The 15,571-nt window shown below is 44.7% G+C and carries 18 protein-coding genes; 9 read left to right on the top strand and 9 right to left on the bottom strand.

Going from position 1 to position 15,571, the window contains the following annotated elements:
• Positions 1-58 precede the first annotated feature (58 nt).
• Together V1467_RS18460 and V1467_RS18455 are read left to right on the top strand one after the other, a co-directional pair.
• The gene (locus V1467_RS18460; protein WP_416306448.1) at positions 59-859 is read left to right on the top strand and encodes a hypothetical protein; all 801 of its coding nucleotides are present in this window, start codon (positions 59-61) and stop codon (positions 857-859) included.
• 293 nt (positions 860-1,152) lie between these two features.
• On the top strand, positions 1,153-1,644 hold the full coding sequence (locus V1467_RS18455; protein WP_416306447.1) for a DUF6622 family protein: 492 nt from the start codon (positions 1,153-1,155) through the stop codon (positions 1,642-1,644).
• A 27-nt stretch (positions 1,645-1,671) separates the two neighbouring features.
• On the opposite strand, the gene V1467_RS18450 is transcribed toward V1467_RS18455, so the two are convergent.
• From V1467_RS18450 to V1467_RS18440, 3 genes are all read right to left on the bottom strand, one after another.
• Positions 1,672-2,340, bottom strand: a complete 669-nt coding sequence (locus V1467_RS18450) for an alpha/beta hydrolase (protein ID WP_416306446.1) — start codon at positions 2,338-2,340, stop codon at positions 1,672-1,674.
• 115 nt (positions 2,341-2,455) lie between these two features.
• The gene (locus tag V1467_RS18445; protein WP_416306445.1) at positions 2,456-2,653 is read right to left on the bottom strand and encodes a hypothetical protein; all 198 of its coding nucleotides are present in this window, start codon (positions 2,651-2,653) and stop codon (positions 2,456-2,458) included.
• Entirely contained in the window at positions 2,646-2,999 is a 354-nt protein-coding gene (locus tag V1467_RS18440) for a hypothetical protein (protein ID WP_416306444.1), read from the bottom strand. The genes V1467_RS18445 and V1467_RS18440 overlap by 8 nt, the downstream gene beginning before the upstream one ends.
• Before the next feature lie 85 nt (positions 3,000-3,084).
• Here V1467_RS18440 and V1467_RS18435 point away from each other — a divergent pair, with 85 nt between their 5' ends.
• Positions 3,085-3,606 carry a DUF2975 domain-containing protein gene (locus V1467_RS18435; protein WP_416306443.1) on the top strand — a complete coding sequence of 174 codons (522 nt, stop codon included), beginning with the start codon at positions 3,085-3,087 and terminating at the stop codon, positions 3,604-3,606.
• Positions 3,607-3,636: 30 nt separating this feature from the next.
• Positions 3,637-3,846 (top strand): helix-turn-helix domain-containing protein, encoded by a 210-nt coding sequence (locus V1467_RS18430; RefSeq protein WP_416306442.1) that lies wholly within the window; start codon positions 3,637-3,639, stop codon positions 3,844-3,846.
• A gap of 65 nt (positions 3,847-3,911) precedes the next feature.
• Here V1467_RS18430 and V1467_RS18425 read toward each other — a convergent pair whose 3' ends face one another.
• Entirely contained in the window at positions 3,912-4,238 is a 327-nt protein-coding gene (locus tag V1467_RS18425) for a hypothetical protein (RefSeq protein WP_416306441.1), read from the bottom strand.
• A gap of 85 nt (positions 4,239-4,323) precedes the next feature.
• Between V1467_RS18425 and V1467_RS18420 the strand changes: the two genes are divergently transcribed.
• The 3 genes from V1467_RS18420 to V1467_RS18410 all read left to right on the top strand — a co-directional run bounded on the left by V1467_RS18420 (position 4,324) and on the right by V1467_RS18410 (position 6,604).
• Positions 4,324-5,262, top strand: a complete 939-nt coding sequence (locus V1467_RS18420) for a hypothetical protein (RefSeq protein WP_416306440.1) — start codon at positions 4,324-4,326, stop codon at positions 5,260-5,262.
• 81 nt (positions 5,263-5,343) lie between these two features.
• Positions 5,344-6,063, top strand: coding sequence for a hypothetical protein (locus V1467_RS18415; RefSeq protein ID WP_416306439.1), 720 nt, complete (start codon positions 5,344-5,346; stop codon positions 6,061-6,063).
• Positions 6,064-6,163: 100 nt separating this feature from the next.
• Complete coding sequence (locus V1467_RS18410; RefSeq protein WP_416306438.1) at positions 6,164-6,604, top strand: hypothetical protein; 441 nt, start codon at positions 6,164-6,166, stop codon at positions 6,602-6,604.
• A gap of 230 nt (positions 6,605-6,834) precedes the next feature.
• Here the strand turns inward: V1467_RS18410 and V1467_RS18405 are convergent, their stop codons facing one another.
• Positions 6,835-7,185: a DUF2200 domain-containing protein gene (locus V1467_RS18405; protein ID WP_416306437.1), complete on the bottom strand. Its 351-nt coding sequence runs from the start codon at positions 7,183-7,185 to the stop codon at positions 6,835-6,837.
• Positions 7,186-7,222: 37 nt separating this feature from the next.
• A complete protein-coding gene (locus tag V1467_RS18400; protein ID WP_416306436.1) occupies positions 7,223-7,843 on the bottom strand; it encodes a TetR/AcrR family transcriptional regulator in 621 nt (206 codons plus the stop codon).
• Positions 7,844-7,956: 113 nt separating this feature from the next.
• Here V1467_RS18400 and V1467_RS18395 point away from each other — a divergent pair, with 113 nt between their 5' ends.
• Positions 7,957-8,694, top strand: coding sequence for an SDR family oxidoreductase (locus V1467_RS18395; protein WP_416306435.1), 738 nt, complete (start codon positions 7,957-7,959; stop codon positions 8,692-8,694).
• A gap of 52 nt (positions 8,695-8,746) precedes the next feature.
• Here V1467_RS18395 and V1467_RS18390 read toward each other — a convergent pair whose 3' ends face one another.
• Both V1467_RS18390 and V1467_RS18385 read right to left on the bottom strand, forming a co-directional pair.
• Positions 8,747-10,666, bottom strand: coding sequence for a sialate O-acetylesterase (locus V1467_RS18390; RefSeq protein WP_416306434.1), 1,920 nt, complete (start codon positions 10,664-10,666; stop codon positions 8,747-8,749).
• 2 nt (positions 10,667-10,668) lie between these two features.
• Complete coding sequence (locus V1467_RS18385; protein WP_416306433.1) at positions 10,669-12,828, bottom strand: alpha-glucuronidase family glycosyl hydrolase; 2,160 nt, start codon at positions 12,826-12,828, stop codon at positions 10,669-10,671.
• 384 nt (positions 12,829-13,212) lie between these two features.
• Here V1467_RS18385 and V1467_RS18380 point away from each other — a divergent pair, with 384 nt between their 5' ends.
• Positions 13,213-14,151: a LysR substrate-binding domain-containing protein gene (locus tag V1467_RS18380; protein WP_416306432.1), complete on the top strand. Its 939-nt coding sequence runs from the start codon at positions 13,213-13,215 to the stop codon at positions 14,149-14,151.
• Here the strand turns inward: V1467_RS18380 and V1467_RS18375 are convergent.
• Complete coding sequence (locus V1467_RS18375) at positions 14,108-15,562, bottom strand: TrkH family potassium uptake protein (protein WP_416306431.1); 1,455 nt, start codon at positions 15,560-15,562, stop codon at positions 14,108-14,110. The two genes, V1467_RS18380 and V1467_RS18375, sit on opposite strands and share 44 nt — an antisense overlap.
• Positions 15,563-15,571: the final 9 nt, after the last annotated feature.

Here is a 15,571-nt window from a genome sequence, read left to right as displayed (position 1 = left end):
AGATTGCTTTGTTTATCGCAACCATAACGATTAACGCTTAACCGACTCAGGCAATATTATGCAAATTCAGACAACCGGACTATCGCTGTTTGATTATCTGTCCGACCCCGATAAAAGTAACCAGACCTTGCAATCTCTGGCGCAGAAGCAAAAACAGGATATTTCCGGTGACCTGTCCAGCCTGACGGACAGTATCAGTCTGGGCCAAACCGATAACCCGTTACAGGTGCTGGAATCGGGAATGGGTAGCGTCAGTTTGAAAACGGTCAACAATATGATTGCCTTTAACCTGCGGCCGGTTGCCGAAGACCTGCAACAAATGGCCGATCGGTTCGGCATAACTGATCCGGTTGAGGTGAAACTGGTTGAAGGTAAATGGCAGGTGCAGGGAATAACGACAGAAGACTCTGAGACTAGTCCTGATGATGAGGTTGCCGATACTGACACAGAAGCGCAAAGCACAGAAACGTCAGAATCTGAAACCGAGTCACCATCTGAGATAACCGATCCGGCCGAAGAGGCTGCCGCTCAGGCTGACAAGGCAGCACGCGAACAGGCGCTGCAACGTTTGCAGGATTATCTGGATCGTAATCAGGCACTGCAGAAAAAACTTGATCAGCTGAATGCCATGTCGGAGTTTTACGAATTTGGTCAAACTCAGGAATTTGCCAAACAATTGCAGGAAGCCAACGTACCTGAAGCCGATGTGGTCAATTTTCTTACCAGCAGCCGTGAGTACATTCAAGGCCTGGGCAGTTTTAGCCTGTCGGCCGGTGGCATGGAGCTGACTTCACGGGGTGAATCGGACACGCTGATTGAACAGGCAGTCAAAAAGTTTGATTTGGATACGGGCGAATAAATTGCTTTGATTAGCATCAAGGCAAGAAGAGTATATCGCCCCGATATAAGCTTGCCGGAGACGTTCAGTACCAACGGCGTTTTAAGTATTTTAAGTATGCAGAATCACTAAAACCGAACACGCTTTAAATGTAAACTAAGAAGAACATAAATTCTATAACCTTGATTTATAAAGAAAATAATTGTTCTTGAATTATTTTTCGTCCTCCCTGCAATTTTGCTGCTCTTGCTTTATAGTCTGCTATCACATCAATAGATCATCTGACTAAATTAGATATAAAAAGAGAAGTAATAATGTTGATTGAAATACTCACTCATACCCCTTTATGGGTTTTTGGCTTGTTTGTGTTGTTAATTTATTTAGGTTGGCAGCAGAGCCGCAACCGTACGGTTAAAAGTCATGTTATTTTTCTGCTTCCGATAGGTATGGTTGCGCTGTCTTATTTTGGTATGTTGACTAGCTTTGGTACTGCAATCATGCCAATGACCCTGTGGCTGGCAAGCTTGGCTCTAACGGCTATTGTTTTGGCAAAATTCTTTACTGCCCAAGGGGTTAATTATGACCCCACTCATGGCAAATACTCCATTAACGGTAGTTGGATCCCCTTAATGCTAATGATGGCAATATTTTTCACTAAATATACCGTCGGTGTCCTGTCTGCCCTTAATCCGGAGATGTTGCATCATCAAACCTTTATTGTTGTGTGCAGTGTTTTGTACGGGGGCTTTAGTGGTATTTTTATCGGCCGGGCTTATAACATATGGTGCGTAGGGCGAAAAAGTTAGATGCGGGCGAATAGATTCGGCAAGATGTTAGTGCTGATTGAATGCGCCCTTTAGCCACTGTTTTAGCGGTACTAGCCATTCCTCGCGGGGAAGGTAAAAAGCGCCATGTTCTTTGCCGGTAGAAATGGACAACTCAGTATAAGTGGTCGCGTTATTACTACGCTGGTTAACAGCATCACAGGAACCAATCTGATCCGAGGTTTCATAAATGGATAAAATGCGTCCATAGAATTGAAACTCCGGATGGTTGATTATCGAATCACCACAACCGGCCAAAATGGCAAAGTTGACCTGGCTATTCTTTAATTGATTGGAAGCCACAATAGTAATAAAGCCCCCGCGCGAAAAACCGACCAGCGCGATATGTTGCGGGGGTACACCTGCGTCAATCAGCTGATTAACGTTTTTTGCCAATAATGCTGCATGTTCGCGCGGATCAGTATCTTTTGGGCGGTGATAGGCGATCAACTGGTAGCCATCATCACTTAATTGGTTTTTAACAGCGGGAAAGTCATATTTCCCCCATCTTGGGTGAACAGGCGTGGCATTTTCTCCCTCAACAATAAAACCGTGGGAGTAGAACACATAGTTATGCTTGGGGTTTATCTTATCGGGGAAAGCATCCTGCACTTGTGCCGCTAATCCTGCCAATGAAAAAGTGATGGTTACAATGCCGATAAGAAAGCGAGTTAACATATTGATCCTTGGTCAGTAGCTTTTGGGTTGAGCATATTCAAATAATATTGTGCTTAAAAATTTGTCAGAATAATACGTAAAGTAACCTAATTATTTAGGTTTAAATATCGGTGCATTATTCCTTTACCACCTCTTGGCGTTCACGCTTATATTCTTCATAGGATTTTTTGGTTCGCTCGATACACTCCTGATAAACGGACGGCAGTTCATCCAGGCATTGAATACGTTGATGTTGTTGCATATTTTCATATACCGCCCTGTTACTGCAGGCCGTTATTTGACTGAGTGCCACTAGTATCAGGAATTTATTCATTGTCTTTACATCCCCCGTTTTGCTCAAAATAGCGAACCATTAATAACATCGCATTCTGTTGTTGCGATTCGTTACTATGGGTCTGAATAAAACCGATGATTGCCGCCACGTCGAATAATTGTTTGGATTGCTTGCAATATAGTTTATCCAGATAGTTTGTCTGCTCATTTAATGTCGCGAGTAAATCCAGAGCGCCACCGACGTAGGCTTGCAACGTACCATTATTACCGCAATCACCCGGGGTAGATTGACAGATTTGGTTAAACTGTTCTGCGGTTAAAGCAGCCGTATTAAATGAAGAAAACATCACTAGTAACCATATTGTGACCTTGAATAAGCGTTTCATATATCGATCTCTTATTAATGAAATGATTGTAAAACGATAATTTATTGCTATATTACAATCATGTCAACTCTGTTAAGGAAGGAATATGGTCCGTCAATTGTCTTTGCTGATTGCCTGGGGATGTCTGGTCATCATGGTTATCACTCCTGTTGTCGCTGCGTACTTGTTCGTCGATCTTGATGCGTTTATCGCACTGGCCAGAAACAGTCTCAACCTGCCAATTCAATGGCATAGTGTGACACCCGGTCAGTGGCAGGGGTTATGGCTGCTTAGCGTACTTTACGTTGCGATTGCTGTGGTGGGCTTGTATTTTCTGCGCCGCGCTTTTGCCAACTTTGCCAAAGGTGAGTTGTTTAATCTGAGCAATAGTCGCGATCTGCGCTGGTTCTCAATCATGTTGTTTATTCAGGCGCTCGCCAAACCTGTGCATTTGGCGCTTTCAAGTCTGCTGTTGTCGTGGAATCATCCGGCCGGGCAAAAAATGTTAACGCTTTCAGTGGGCAGTGATGAAATCAAAATGGTGGCTCTGGCAATGATTTTATGGGTAATGAGTGAGTTGTTAATTAAAGGCAACAAACTTGAGGATGAGAACAAGCAGTTTATTTAAGAGGTGGCACAATTTTAAGGAGGCGGGACAATGGCGATTGTGGTTAATCTGGATGTGATGCTAGCCAAGCGTAAGATTCGTGGCAAGGAACTGGCCACCGCTGTCGGGATCACCGAGCAAAACTTGTCGCTGCTACGCACAGGCAAGGTTAAGGGAGTACGCTTTGCCACCCTTGAACTGATTTGCAAGGTATTGGACTGTCAGCCGGGGGATATTCTGGAGTATATGGAGGATGAATAACGTGTAGTGGCTCATATCTGATCTGACACTTTTGCTAAGTAGGTTAGATTCTCCCTGACAGGCAGTTATGAGCGAATTATAGTCATTAACACCCTGAGTAATCTAGGCAGGGCTTTTCTTATCCCTATTAGAATATTGCTCCATCCAATTCGTTCTTTCCAAAGTCTCCCGTCAACAAAAACCTTGTAGCAGTCAATACGGTCAGTTTTGAATAACTCTAATTTGAGCGTTACTGGCTCCCCACTGTCATAGTCGGTAATAATTACTACCCTCTCAAGTTGGGAATTTTTTTGCACCGGATTGGTTCCATCATTCTCTTGCTGGGCTTGTTGTTTTTGATTACTGTTTGATTTATTAAAATTTCTTGAAACTCTATTAGTGAATCGATACATAAGTCCCCCCTACCTTACAAGGTAGACGAGCTTGTAAGGTCGCGCTAATACACTGTTATACCTAAATTAAGCGAGAACTCTTCTTATGCAAGAAAGAATGGATGATGAGCGTAAGCGTGAAATAGCTAGCGATAAAAATAGATACTTTATCGAGCGAGAAAAAGAGCTGTCTCACTACAGGGAAATTATTGAGAAGCAGGAAAGTGAATTAAACGCTTATCGATCTAAATTAAAAGAAGAGCAGTACCTTCGAGAAAAAGAACTAAGAAAAGAGCTTGAGGAAAGAGAACGCTATTTTTTAGAACGAGAGAAAAAGCTTGTCGAGAGACAAAAGGAATTTGAGGAGCATTTTCACCGCCGAGAGCTGGAAGCTGAATCCTTAAGGAACCACTTGCAGAAGGAGATATCCAGTCGCGAATATGAACTAAAAAAGGCATATGACGACTTAGTTTTGGAAAAAGAGCGCCTTACTAAGGAGAGTAGGGAAAAAATTGAGCAAACCTCGCAAAATTATGTAGAAGATGCTCTTGAATTGCTCAGCACAAAGGAGTCTCAGTTTCATACTATGTCCAAAATATGGAGCGGTGTCGGGGCTTCGTGTTTAGTGGTTGGCGTCGTATTTTTTGTGGTAGTTACTTTTAGGTATGGCGCATTAGACGTAGACCAAGTTACTTGGCAGTTTTTAATATTTACGCTCTTTAAAGGCTTAGTCACAGTAGGCCTGCTGGCAGCCATTGCAAAATATGCTTATTTGTTTAGTAGTTCCTATATGCACGAATCACTAAAGAATGCCGATAGGAGACATGCAATCAACTTCGGTAAATTTTATCTGCAATCTTACGGAGCAGCTGCGGATTGGTCTGAGGTGAAAGAGGCCTTTGAACACTGGAATATTTCGGGGTCAAATGCTTTTACAAGACAAGAGCCAAGTTCTAATGACGAAAGCACTTTGGAAAAGGCGGTACAAGCAATCGAAAAAAGTGAAAAGTGCATTTCCGACATTAAAGAGAAGATTAAGGTATAACAAACGCATGTTGCCGGACTGGTTTTCCGCTGCGCTCCAAACCAGCCTCAAATGCGGGCGTTATGAATCACATGGAGTCATATGAAAACGGATAGATTTTTTAAATGGATTTGGAATTTTAATGGGTTAGTTTTATTCATTGGAATTGTTATAGGGACACTTTTTATTTCCTATCAAATAGTCTCAGTCTTTTTCAAAGATGAAGTAGTAGAACAGCCAACATTAAACTTAGCTCAGGACGACAAGAAAGAAGAAAAGTGGAGTTTGGGATACCCTCGAAAGGTTGGTAATACAGATTTTCATTTTATCCCGCTCGAATCAGAGAAGCTTTCTGTAGAGAAAAAAGAACGTGGCAGAATGTATGAAAATTTTAGTGGTGGTAGTTATACACCCACTAGGTCTAAGAATGTTCTTTTGATAAATGGAAATACAAATCAAGCCGTATGGTTATTTGATTCAATTGAACAACTAATTATTGATATTAATCCTTTAGTTAATAATGAATTTAACAAAAATTCAATTACACGTGGAATATCCTATGAGGTTATAAATAGCGATACCAATAAAGATAGTAAGTTGGATTATACAGATAAACGTACATTTGCCTTAAGTAAAGTGGACGGCTCAGGATATACAGAAATTATTTCAGGGTATAACCGCATAGTTGAATCTAGTTTAAATTCTGAAGGTAATCTTTTTGTTGTTTTTATCAACAATAATGAAGTGTATTCAATGGTTATAGATTTACTTACGTTCAAGGTCTTAAACAAAAGTTCTTTGCCTAAAGTAGGTGATTCATAACAAGTTACTCAAAAGGAAGCAAAACGCTTGGCTTGTGCCCCTTCGTCGCTAATTTTAGCCAAGCATTTATGCGCCCATTAGTAAGGCGTTATATTTTTCAATGAACATTTTTCGAACTACTGTAACTTTAATTTTATTGGCTCTACTAACTTGGAATTCTAGGTCTTTAACAAATCCTGCGCCTTCAGATCTTACACAGTCATATAAGCGACAATATGAAGAAATAACGGAGGAAGGTTCTATCCCAGAATACGAAGTTGACTATTTAAAGAAAAAAGAGCAAGAGTATCTCAATTCACCAGAGCGAGAGGCTCGCGCTAATAAATCAATCGGTTATAAATTTTTGTTAGCAATCGGTCTTCTATTTGTCTCTTTTTTTGGCTTAAAAGGAGTAAGGCCTAGATACATAGTTGTATCAGCAACAATATTAGTAGTAGGCTTTTCTGGTCTGTTAGTAACAAGCGTTTTCGAGTCGTTCGTTTATACCCTATTTGCAATGAGTGGTGCATTCTTCGGGACAAAATATAACAAACCGCGGTAGACGCAAGCGGAGCTTGCTGGGATAAAAACACGTGGACTGTCCTCGCTTCGCTCGTTATTATAGCCCACATGTTTTTGCCCCTAAGCGGGCGTTACCAGTTGAACTCACAGCACAAAGCAGACTGTCAGATTTAGTTAAGCTCTATAATAAAAAGTGTCAGATGAAGTTGTAACTATTCCAAATTAACGTCGCTAATATTTTGATCGGCAGGTATATGAGCTGAAATTCGATTATTGGCGCAGAATTTTATCCATGGCTTTACCTTTAGCCAGTTCGTCTATCAGCTTGTCCAGATAGCGTATTTTTTGCATCAGCGGATCGTCAATGTCTTCAATACGTACTCCACACACTACGCCTTTGATAAGTGAACAATTGGGATGAAGCTGCGGTGCCTGGGCAAAAAAAGTAGCAAAATCGTTTTGTTGCTCAATTTGTTTTCCCAGACCGGCCTGATCATAACCGGTCAACCAGCAAATAATCTGGTCCACTTCTTGTTTAGTGCGGTTCTTGCGCTCGGCCTTTTGAACGTACATGGGATACACCTTGGCAAACGCCATTTTAAAAATACGATGTTCAGGCATAGCATTTCTCCTTTAACAAGGCGGACTGCGAAGTCCTTTATGGATTTACAGTGTTGTCACCTAATTCTAACGATCGCACACCTTGCTGAACAACGGGTAGTAATTGTTCCGGTCCTAAACCCGCGCGGGCAAGCCCGGCGGTTCCATGCAACAGTGTGCTCAGAAATCTGGCATGCAGCTCGGCGTTGCTATCCAAACCTTGTCTTTTAGCTTGCTGATCGGTGTTAAAAATATCCAGCAGAGCATTGTAGATTCCCTGTATACGTTCATCCAGCACCAACTTTATCGCTTCTGGAATATCAGAATTGGCTGACTCGGAAACACCAGCACACAAAAAGCACCCTTTAGGACTTTGATCATCACATTGGCTGTTAACGATGGCTGTCAAAAAGTTTGTGATACGTTGTTTCAGGTTAACGCCTTCGGTGTAAAGCAACGAAAAATATGTTTCTTCAACCTGAGTGCTGTATTTATTCAGCGCCTGAATAAACAAGGCTTCCTTGTTGCCGAAGGCACTGTATAAGCTAGGTTTATTTATCTGCATCGCGTCGGTTAGCTCAGACAATGATGCGCCCACGTAACCCTTGTGCCAGAACACCTTCATTGCTGCATCTAAGGCAATGTCTTTATCAAAGGCTAATTTTCTACCTGCAGTCATAAGATATTTCTCATCGCTCTAAATATATTTTGCATTATTGTACCGATTGGTATAATTTAATCAACACTGTACCGATCGGTACAATTTGTAATTCACTAATTGGAGCTAGAACAATGAGTCAGAAAATAGAAAATAAAGTGGTGTTGGTAACCGGTGCTAACCGCGGAATCGGTAAGCAGATTGTGGAAACGTTTTTAGCTCGTGGTGCAAAGAAGGTTTATCTCGCCGTAAGGGATGTGACGTCTACCAAAGGACTTGAAGATCTCTATGGGAGTCGGGTTGAAACAATCGACCTGGATATGTCAGACAAGAATGCGGCTAAACTGGCCGCAGACCGGGCTGGTGATGTTGATATTCTGATTAATAACGCCGGTGTTCTGATCCCGAAGGGACCTCTTGAGGATGATACCGAACAGGCGCTGAATTATGAGTTGGAAGTTAACTTATATGGTCTACTACGCTTGGTTAATGCCTTTGCGCCTGTGCTTGAAAAGAATCATGGTGTTCTGGTGCAGCTCAACTCGGTCGTGTCGATACGGAACTTCTCCAATTTCGCTACTTATTCAATATCAAAAGCCGCTTCCTACTCTCTGACCCAGGCACTGCGAGAAGTGCTAATACCTAAAGGGGTTCAGGTGTTGAGTGTACATCCTGGTCCAATAGCCACGGATATGGGTGATACTGCAGGATTTTCTGACGCAGCCAGTCCAAAGGTTGTTGCCGAAGGGATTATTACTGCAATAGAGAAAGGTGATTTTCATTTGTTTCCTGATGAGGTCGCCCAGAATTTCTGGGGTGCCTATCAGGGCTACTCTGATGCTTTTGTTACCGCAAATTTATCAGGTGAATAGGCGGCGAAGCATAAACCCAACAGGCGCCCGTAACGGGCGCCTGCTTGAAGGTTTAGTTTACTTTGGCTTCAAAGGGGGAGGCGGGTAAGCCTTCCTGATTATACAAGTTGGCATTTTCAGGGTTGTCCTGCCAGCCATAACGCACTGTTAGCGGTGCTGGTACTGCTTCACTGGTTAGTTCTACCTTATTACCTGTGACGCTTGCCTCGGCCCAATGATACACCCCGTCACTGCCAGCGATAGCAAATCCGGTCAGTTTATCACCTTTGATTTTTAAACCGCTGCCGGTGTGAGAAAAGTTGACCACCAACGAATTACCCATAGCTTGCACCGATTGAACAATGGGGCCGGAGTACACCACGTTCTCGCCATAGGCGATATGCTGCGCCGCCAGAGATAAACGCTGGCCAACGGTTTGTTTGTCCAGCGGGTGGATATCATTCCATTCACCCACATCGGTAATCACTGCCATACCGGTATTGGGTTCGGATAAGGTATCCAGTTGCTGCTGGCGCAGTTCCGCCCAGCCACTTTCCACTGGTTGCTGGTGGAATTGCTGGAAGTTGGCTAACTGCACAAACAGAAAGGGAAAATCACCCAACTGCCAGTGTTTACGCCAGTCCTGAATCATGTTGGCAAACAGCGCGTGATAATCGGAAGGATGGCCGGTATTGGATTCACCCTGATACCAGATTACCCCTTTAATAGTGTAATTAAGTGCCGGATAAATCATCGCATTAAACAAACCGGTTGGTTTGTAATGTACAAAGGTATCGCTGGGCAAATGTTCGGCCGTTGCGCCTACTTTGTATTTCCAGCTGCCGGTTAAATCGAGGTGATTCTCCTCATTACCCAGCCAGTAAGGTTTATCGGACACAAAACCGCCACGATTCTGGCTGTTAACTACCCTTACCACTATCGAGTTTTCACCGGCTTTAAGTAAACCTGCAGGCACCGTATAACGACGCGGTGGATACTGATAAGTAATATTGCCCACCTGCTGGCCATTAACGAACACCTGGTCTGCATCGATGATACGCCCCATCATCAGTTTTTGTTGCTTGCCTGCCATATCCGCCGGAATATCAATGGTTTTACGGAACCATACTACACCTTCTTTGGGCTCCAGCAGACCATCGGGCCATAATCCCGGTAGCTGGTAGGTTTGCCAGTCACTGTCATCCACATTGGGTTGTTGCCAGTTTTGCTGCAAACCCAAATCATTTCGGGTCAAATCACCATACCATTTATCATTTTTGGCTTTATCTGCGGCTTTTACCTCGGCCACATGACCGGGTTGCTGATAGGGTTTTAGCTCGTCCATGTAAGTTGGGAAGGCATTTAACGCACCTTCGCTCATCCATGCCTGTACCGGCGTGCCGCCAATTGGGGTTTTAATAATGCCCACCGGCACCTGATATTTTTGTTGCAGGTCGCGGGCGAAGAAAAAGGCCACCGCCGAGAACTTCAGTACCGATTGCGGCGTTGCTGCCACCCATTCCCCTTTAGGGTAATCCTGATGCTGCTGAATAAAATCGTAATCCAGGGTGACGTTAAACTGGCGAATAGTAGGGTAATTGGCCGCAGCAATTACGTCCGGAAAGCGCTCTTTAACCCTTTCCATCGGCAACTCCATGTTGGATTGGCCCGATGCCAGCCAGACTTCGCCAAACAACACATCTTTAACTTCGAGACTATTGTTGCCTTTGATACTAATAGTATGAGCTTTACCAGCCTGTTGTGCAGGAAGAGTGAGTGACCACTCTCCCGTTGGGCTGGTTACCCGGCCTACTAATTTGCCATCTAGACGAACGGTAACGGCTTCGTTGGCATCGGCCCGACCCCAAATTTTTACCGGCTGGTCGCGTTGCAGGATCATGCCATCGGAAATCAGTTTAGGCAGTGTCACATCGGCCAGTGCTGACTGGCTTACCGCGGCAGCGGCAAGCAGGGGTAAATAAAATCTACGCATAATTAACCTTGTCCTGGTGCATAAGGAAATTGCAGGGATTGGTAATAATCCACATCGTGAGCGGGTTTAGGGAAACCCTCGGGAATGGGGCGTTGAGAAAAAGTCTGGAAATAAGCCAAACAGGCATCGCGCCACCATTTGGCTTCTTTCAACTGAATACCCAGTGCCATTTCAACCTGATTAAACTGGTTGGGATCGATCTGGTTTTTAACCGATTGCCATTGCTGCTGCATTTTTTCCACACCAGCTACACCCATGTTGTAATGGTGTACCAGCTCGTACCATAAATTTTTGCCAGACGGCATTGTGTAATCCCAGCTCAAGTGATGGAACCACAGCAGTAATTCAGTCGGTGTGGTGGCAGGATCAGCCAGTTTCTCTTGCCAGAAGGGGGCGTATTGCGAAATGGCGTTGGTGCCGGCGGCGGTGCGGTCTATGCCCAAACCTTGTTTATCGGCGCGGTGGTAATAGGTCGGGTTCCAGTCGGCACGGCCTAAATTATCCACCCAGGGGCCGGGTCCATAATGGTGGCCGGTATCCATCAGGTGATGTAAGCCTAACGGGGTCATGTAATTCACCACGTCTTCGCGCGAACTCATCATCATATCCTTGATTTGGGCGATGGCGTTTTTATTATGAGTCAGGGTCATGTTGATCCATTCATCGGCAATATCTGCGGCAGATAAATCGTGATCCCACGCCAGTCGGCCAAATACATACCAGTTAGCCTGGCCAAAAATATGCCCGGTCCAGTTTCTGTCCATGCCAATATTCGCCACGCCTGCCATGGCGGTAAGCGGAGAGTCAGACAAACTGCCGTCCACCACTTTGGCGACAGTTGAACCGGCGCCTTTGCTGTGGGTATCGGCATCCAGCGCTTCTTTGTACAGAGTGCCGAGGTAAGCCAGATGAGTACTGAAGCCTAAATATTCCTGGGTGATCTGGAATTCCATTGCCAGCGAGCTGTGTGGCATAGCACCAAATAACGGACTGAAAGGTTCACGTGGCTGAAAATCAATCGGGCCGTTTTTTACCTGCACACTCACATTGTTATCAAATTTGCCATCCAGCGGCACAAACTCGTTATAAGCTTGCAGGCTGCGTTCTGCTTTGGTGTCATGGGCATAAACAAAGGCTCGCCACAAAACATTGCCGCCAAAAGGCTTTAGCGCACGCGCCAGCATATTGGCGCCTTGCGCGTGAGTACGGCCAAAATCTCCCGGACCCGGCTGGCCTTCGGAATTGGCCTTGACCAGAAAGCCGCCAAAATCCGGGATCAGTTGATAAATCTCGGCGGCTTTATCCTGCCACCATTGTTGTACTTCAGGTTTGACCGGATCGGAATTTTCCAGTCCACCAATTAAATGGGGAGAACTGAATTTAACCGATAAATACACCTTGATGCCGTAGGGTCTGAAAATATCGGCCAGTGCTTTAACTTTGTGCAGATAAGCCGGAGTCAGGATTAATGCATTGGCATTGACGTTATTCGGCACTATGCCATTAATACCAATCGAAGCATTGGCACGAGCGTAGTCGTAGTAGCGCTGTTCTTGGTAATCCGGTAGTTTATGCCAGTCGAAAATCGACTGGCCTGCGTATCCCCGTTCGGTATGGCGATCGAGATCATCCCAGTGATTCAGCATACGCAATTGAACTTTGGGTACTTGTTTTTTATTTAACTGGGTTAAAGACGTGCCGGTCTGGATCTGTCTAAGCAAATCAAAGGTGGCGTAAAGCAAACCTTGTTCGCTATTAGCGATCAGCAGAATTTGTTTGGCGACGGTGACCAGTAAATAACCTTCCTGCCCAAGTTGGGTGAGATCCTGTTTGATGTCGTACTTTGCCAGCTGCGGATTATCGCTTTTAAAAAACACCACACTGGCTTTTGGGACGCTGTCGGTGAATTTGACAGTCTGGCCCAGCAAGCCATTGGAGGCCAGGGTTAATTCGTGCTTGATAATATCGACAGTGGCTGAATCAGAAGCGATAAAAAATGACTGTAATTGTTGACGATATTGCTGCCGCAACGACTGATCCTGAATTAGATCATATTTTAGCCAAAGACGATAACCGTCTTCGCCGCTGAATCTGTGTTGTGCCATTGCCGAGCTGCCGAGTAAAATTGGCAGCATTATCAGCAGCATAAAAAGTTTTTTCATTCTTTGTACCCTTTGTTAACTATAACAAAAGCTTAACATCTAAGCCTTGTTACTCGGTACAGACTGGCCGTTTTTCATTGTCACAATATTATAAATCGTAACAACTCCTCGCCCATAGAATGACGCTGCCTAAATAGTTAATCACTATTACTTGTGCTTAACCATTTGTTCGGTATTCAATACTTTTCCGATCAACCGTAGCCAGTGCTCTATTCTGGACAATAGCGCAATTTGATGATTCACTTGATCTAATCTATCTTGTTGTTTTACATTGCATTGAGTGTTCATTTTCACATCCTTAGCAGATTGTCTACGGATAAATAATGACGCAGTGGCGGATAAAAAACGAACGATAAATAATTAACTTTAAAATAAGTAAAACTTATGGATAAACGATTAAGATATATAGGTTTACTGCGCTGTTTTGCGGCGGCAGCCAAGCACCAAAGTTACAGTGTGGCAGCGCAAGAGCTGGCAATTAGTCAGGCGGCAGTGAGTCAGCAAATTCGCAGTCTTGAACAGGTTCTTGGCACCCGTCTATTTGTCCGCAGTGGACGCAATATGCGGCTTACGCCGCAAGGGGAGGTTCTGTCTGAACATGTAGGAAACGCCTTTAATCTGTTATCGCAGGGGTTTGATCAAGTGCAACAAGCACCATTGCCCGGTGTATTACAGGTTACAACGGGTTTGTCTTTTGCATCCATCTGGTTGGTACCGCGCTTGTGGAAATTCGCCAATTTGTACCCGGATATCAAAGTCAAAATTGTCGTATCAGACGAACTGGAAAATTTACGCCACAGTGATTTGGATATCGCCATACGTCAAGGCGATACCATCGATACAAGCTTGTTTAATGAAACCTTGTTTGTTGATCCTATATACCCGGTTTGTTCACCCAAATTGCTGGAGCACATGCAGGTAAAAGAGCCTCAGGATTTGCTTAATTGTATACTGGTGGAGGCCGAAAGACCGGGGCGTTTTAGTTGGGAAAACTGGTTTGAACTGGCCAATTCAACAATTCCGTTATCGAAACGTGACTGGCTGGAAGTGTCGACACTGGAAATGGGAATTAATGCCGTATTGGCCGGTCACGGAGTATGCCTGGGAGCACACTGTTTGGTTAAAAATCTGATTGAAGATGGTTTATTAGTTAAACCGTTCGACATTGAAATTTCGCCTGGTCTACGCTTTACCTTTTTATATGACCAGCATTCACCCAAACGTGAGCGGATAAAGGTATTTCACCAATGGCTGCAGCAAGAACTTGCGGCTGAGGGGATTAATAGCGCCAGAATGCCGGAAAGAATAACGCCAGCACAGTAAAGTATTCCAGCCTGCCGAGAATCATGGCGGCGGATAGCAATAGTGTACCGAAATCACTGACAGACTGAAAATTACTGGCGACCTCACCAAACCCCGGTCCCAGCACATTGACGCAGGCTGCAACGGCGGTAAAGGCAGACCAGAAATCCATGCCAGTCATGGTTAATAACAGGGTGATCAGCATACTGCTGCCAGCCGCAAAGGACATAAAGGCCATTACCGCGTTACGGGTGTCGCGGTTGACCGGACGTTTTTGGTAGCGCAGTACCAGCTCGGAATGCGGATGCAACAATTGCCAGATTTCGCGCCGAATCACCTTGAAGGTAACGATATCACGAATGATTTTGTTACCGCCGGCGGTAGAACCGGCGCAGCCACCCAAATAGCCGGCAAACACCAGAAACATCGCGGTCGCCTCTGGCCACTGGCCGATATCGTCGCCGCCAAAACCGGTACTGGTGATAAAAGAAATCACATAGAAAAAGGCATAACTCAGGCACTCACCAAAGCTTTGGTAGCTGTTATTGCTGAACAAATAGACTCCCAGCATCAATGCCATTAAGGTGACAAGTAGCAGAAAAATTCGGGTTTCTTCGTCTTGCCAGTAAAGTTTGGGTCTGGCCGAGTTCAGCACCCGAAAATGCAAGCCAAAGCTGATGGCTCCCAACAGCATAAAAATATTCGATATAGCAAAAATAACATGACTGTCAAAATAGCCCAGGCTGGCATCGTGGGTAGAAAAGCCCCCGGTGGATACGGTGGTAAAACTGTGCCCGATGGCATCGTAGGCTGACATGCCTGCCATCCAGTATGAAAAGGCACACAAGGTAGTAATAATTAAATACACCATCCAGAAATAATGTGCGGTGCTGGCAATTCGCGGCGATAATTTATCATCCTTGACCGGCCCCGGCGTTTCGGCCTTGATCAAGCGCATGCCGCCGACGTTCAGCATGGGTAATACTGCAACTACGAAAATGACAATCCCCAGTCCGCCCATCCATTGTAAAAACTGGCGATACATCAGGAAAGAGCGCGGCATATCGTCCAGACCGGTCAATATGGTGGCGCCGGTGGTGGTCAGTGCGCTGATTGACTCGAATACCGCGTCGATATAACTGACATCGGTAACGATCTCTATCGGTAAAGCGCCCAGGATACCGCACAACAACCAGGTTAACGTAGCAAAGAGTAACGCATCACGGTTAGATATTTTACTCAGATCGGTTTGCTTCATCGCCAGAATAATAATCAGCGACAGGCTCAATAAGGTAATACCGGGTTCAAAAAATGCTGCGGCATTATTATCGCGAAATAAAAACAGTGACAAACAGCCAAACGTCAGTTGTACCACACCCATCCACAGCATGGGCATAGACAGAAGACGGATGGTATTGCGGGCGTTAACCATGTATGGATA

It is taken from the genome of Neptunicella plasticusilytica, assembly GCF_047922965.1.
Classification (GTDB): domain Bacteria; phylum Pseudomonadota; class Gammaproteobacteria; order Enterobacterales; family Alteromonadaceae; genus Neptunicella; species Neptunicella plasticusilytica.
Note: the sequence above shows the minus strand (reverse complement) of the source record. Positions and strands in the feature narration are given on the sequence as shown.

What these genes read in the sequence shown, in the direction of transcription:
- V1467_RS18460 (WP_416306448.1), top strand. Translation starts at nt 59, where the DNA reads ATGCAAATTCAGACAACCGGACTATCGCTGTTTGATTATCTGTCCGAC.
- V1467_RS18455 (WP_416306447.1), top strand. Translation starts at nt 1,153, where the DNA reads ATGTTGATTGAAATACTCACTCATACCCCTTTATGGGTTTTTGGCTTG.
- V1467_RS18450 (WP_416306446.1), bottom strand. Translation starts at nt 2,340, where the DNA reads ATGTTAACTCGCTTTCTTATCGGCATTGTAACCATCACTTTTTCATTG.
- V1467_RS18445 (WP_416306445.1), bottom strand. Translation starts at nt 2,653, where the DNA reads ATGAATAAATTCCTGATACTAGTGGCACTCAGTCAAATAACGGCCTGC.
- V1467_RS18440 (WP_416306444.1), bottom strand. Translation starts at nt 2,999, where the DNA reads ATGAAACGCTTATTCAAGGTCACAATATGGTTACTAGTGATGTTTTCT.
- V1467_RS18435 (WP_416306443.1), top strand. Translation starts at nt 3,085, where the DNA reads ATGGTCCGTCAATTGTCTTTGCTGATTGCCTGGGGATGTCTGGTCATC.
- V1467_RS18430 (WP_416306442.1), top strand. Translation starts at nt 3,637, where the DNA reads ATGGCGATTGTGGTTAATCTGGATGTGATGCTAGCCAAGCGTAAGATT.
- V1467_RS18425 (WP_416306441.1), bottom strand. Translation starts at nt 4,238, where the DNA reads ATGTATCGATTCACTAATAGAGTTTCAAGAAATTTTAATAAATCAAAC.
- V1467_RS18420 (WP_416306440.1), top strand. Translation starts at nt 4,324, where the DNA reads ATGCAAGAAAGAATGGATGATGAGCGTAAGCGTGAAATAGCTAGCGAT.
- V1467_RS18415 (WP_416306439.1), top strand. Translation starts at nt 5,344, where the DNA reads ATGAAAACGGATAGATTTTTTAAATGGATTTGGAATTTTAATGGGTTA.
- V1467_RS18410 (WP_416306438.1), top strand. Translation starts at nt 6,164, where the DNA reads ATGAACATTTTTCGAACTACTGTAACTTTAATTTTATTGGCTCTACTA.
- V1467_RS18405 (WP_416306437.1), bottom strand. Translation starts at nt 7,185, where the DNA reads ATGCCTGAACATCGTATTTTTAAAATGGCGTTTGCCAAGGTGTATCCC.
- V1467_RS18400 (WP_416306436.1), bottom strand. Translation starts at nt 7,843, where the DNA reads ATGACTGCAGGTAGAAAATTAGCCTTTGATAAAGACATTGCCTTAGAT.
- V1467_RS18395 (WP_416306435.1), top strand. Translation starts at nt 7,957, where the DNA reads ATGAGTCAGAAAATAGAAAATAAAGTGGTGTTGGTAACCGGTGCTAAC.
- V1467_RS18390 (WP_416306434.1), bottom strand. Translation starts at nt 10,666, where the DNA reads ATGCGTAGATTTTATTTACCCCTGCTTGCCGCTGCCGCGGTAAGCCAG.
- V1467_RS18385 (WP_416306433.1), bottom strand. Translation starts at nt 12,828, where the DNA reads ATGAAAAAACTTTTTATGCTGCTGATAATGCTGCCAATTTTACTCGGC.
- V1467_RS18380 (WP_416306432.1), top strand. Translation starts at nt 13,213, where the DNA reads ATGGATAAACGATTAAGATATATAGGTTTACTGCGCTGTTTTGCGGCG.
- V1467_RS18375 (WP_416306431.1), bottom strand. Translation starts at nt 15,562, where the DNA reads ATGGTTAACGCCCGCAATACCATCCGTCTTCTGTCTATGCCCATGCTG.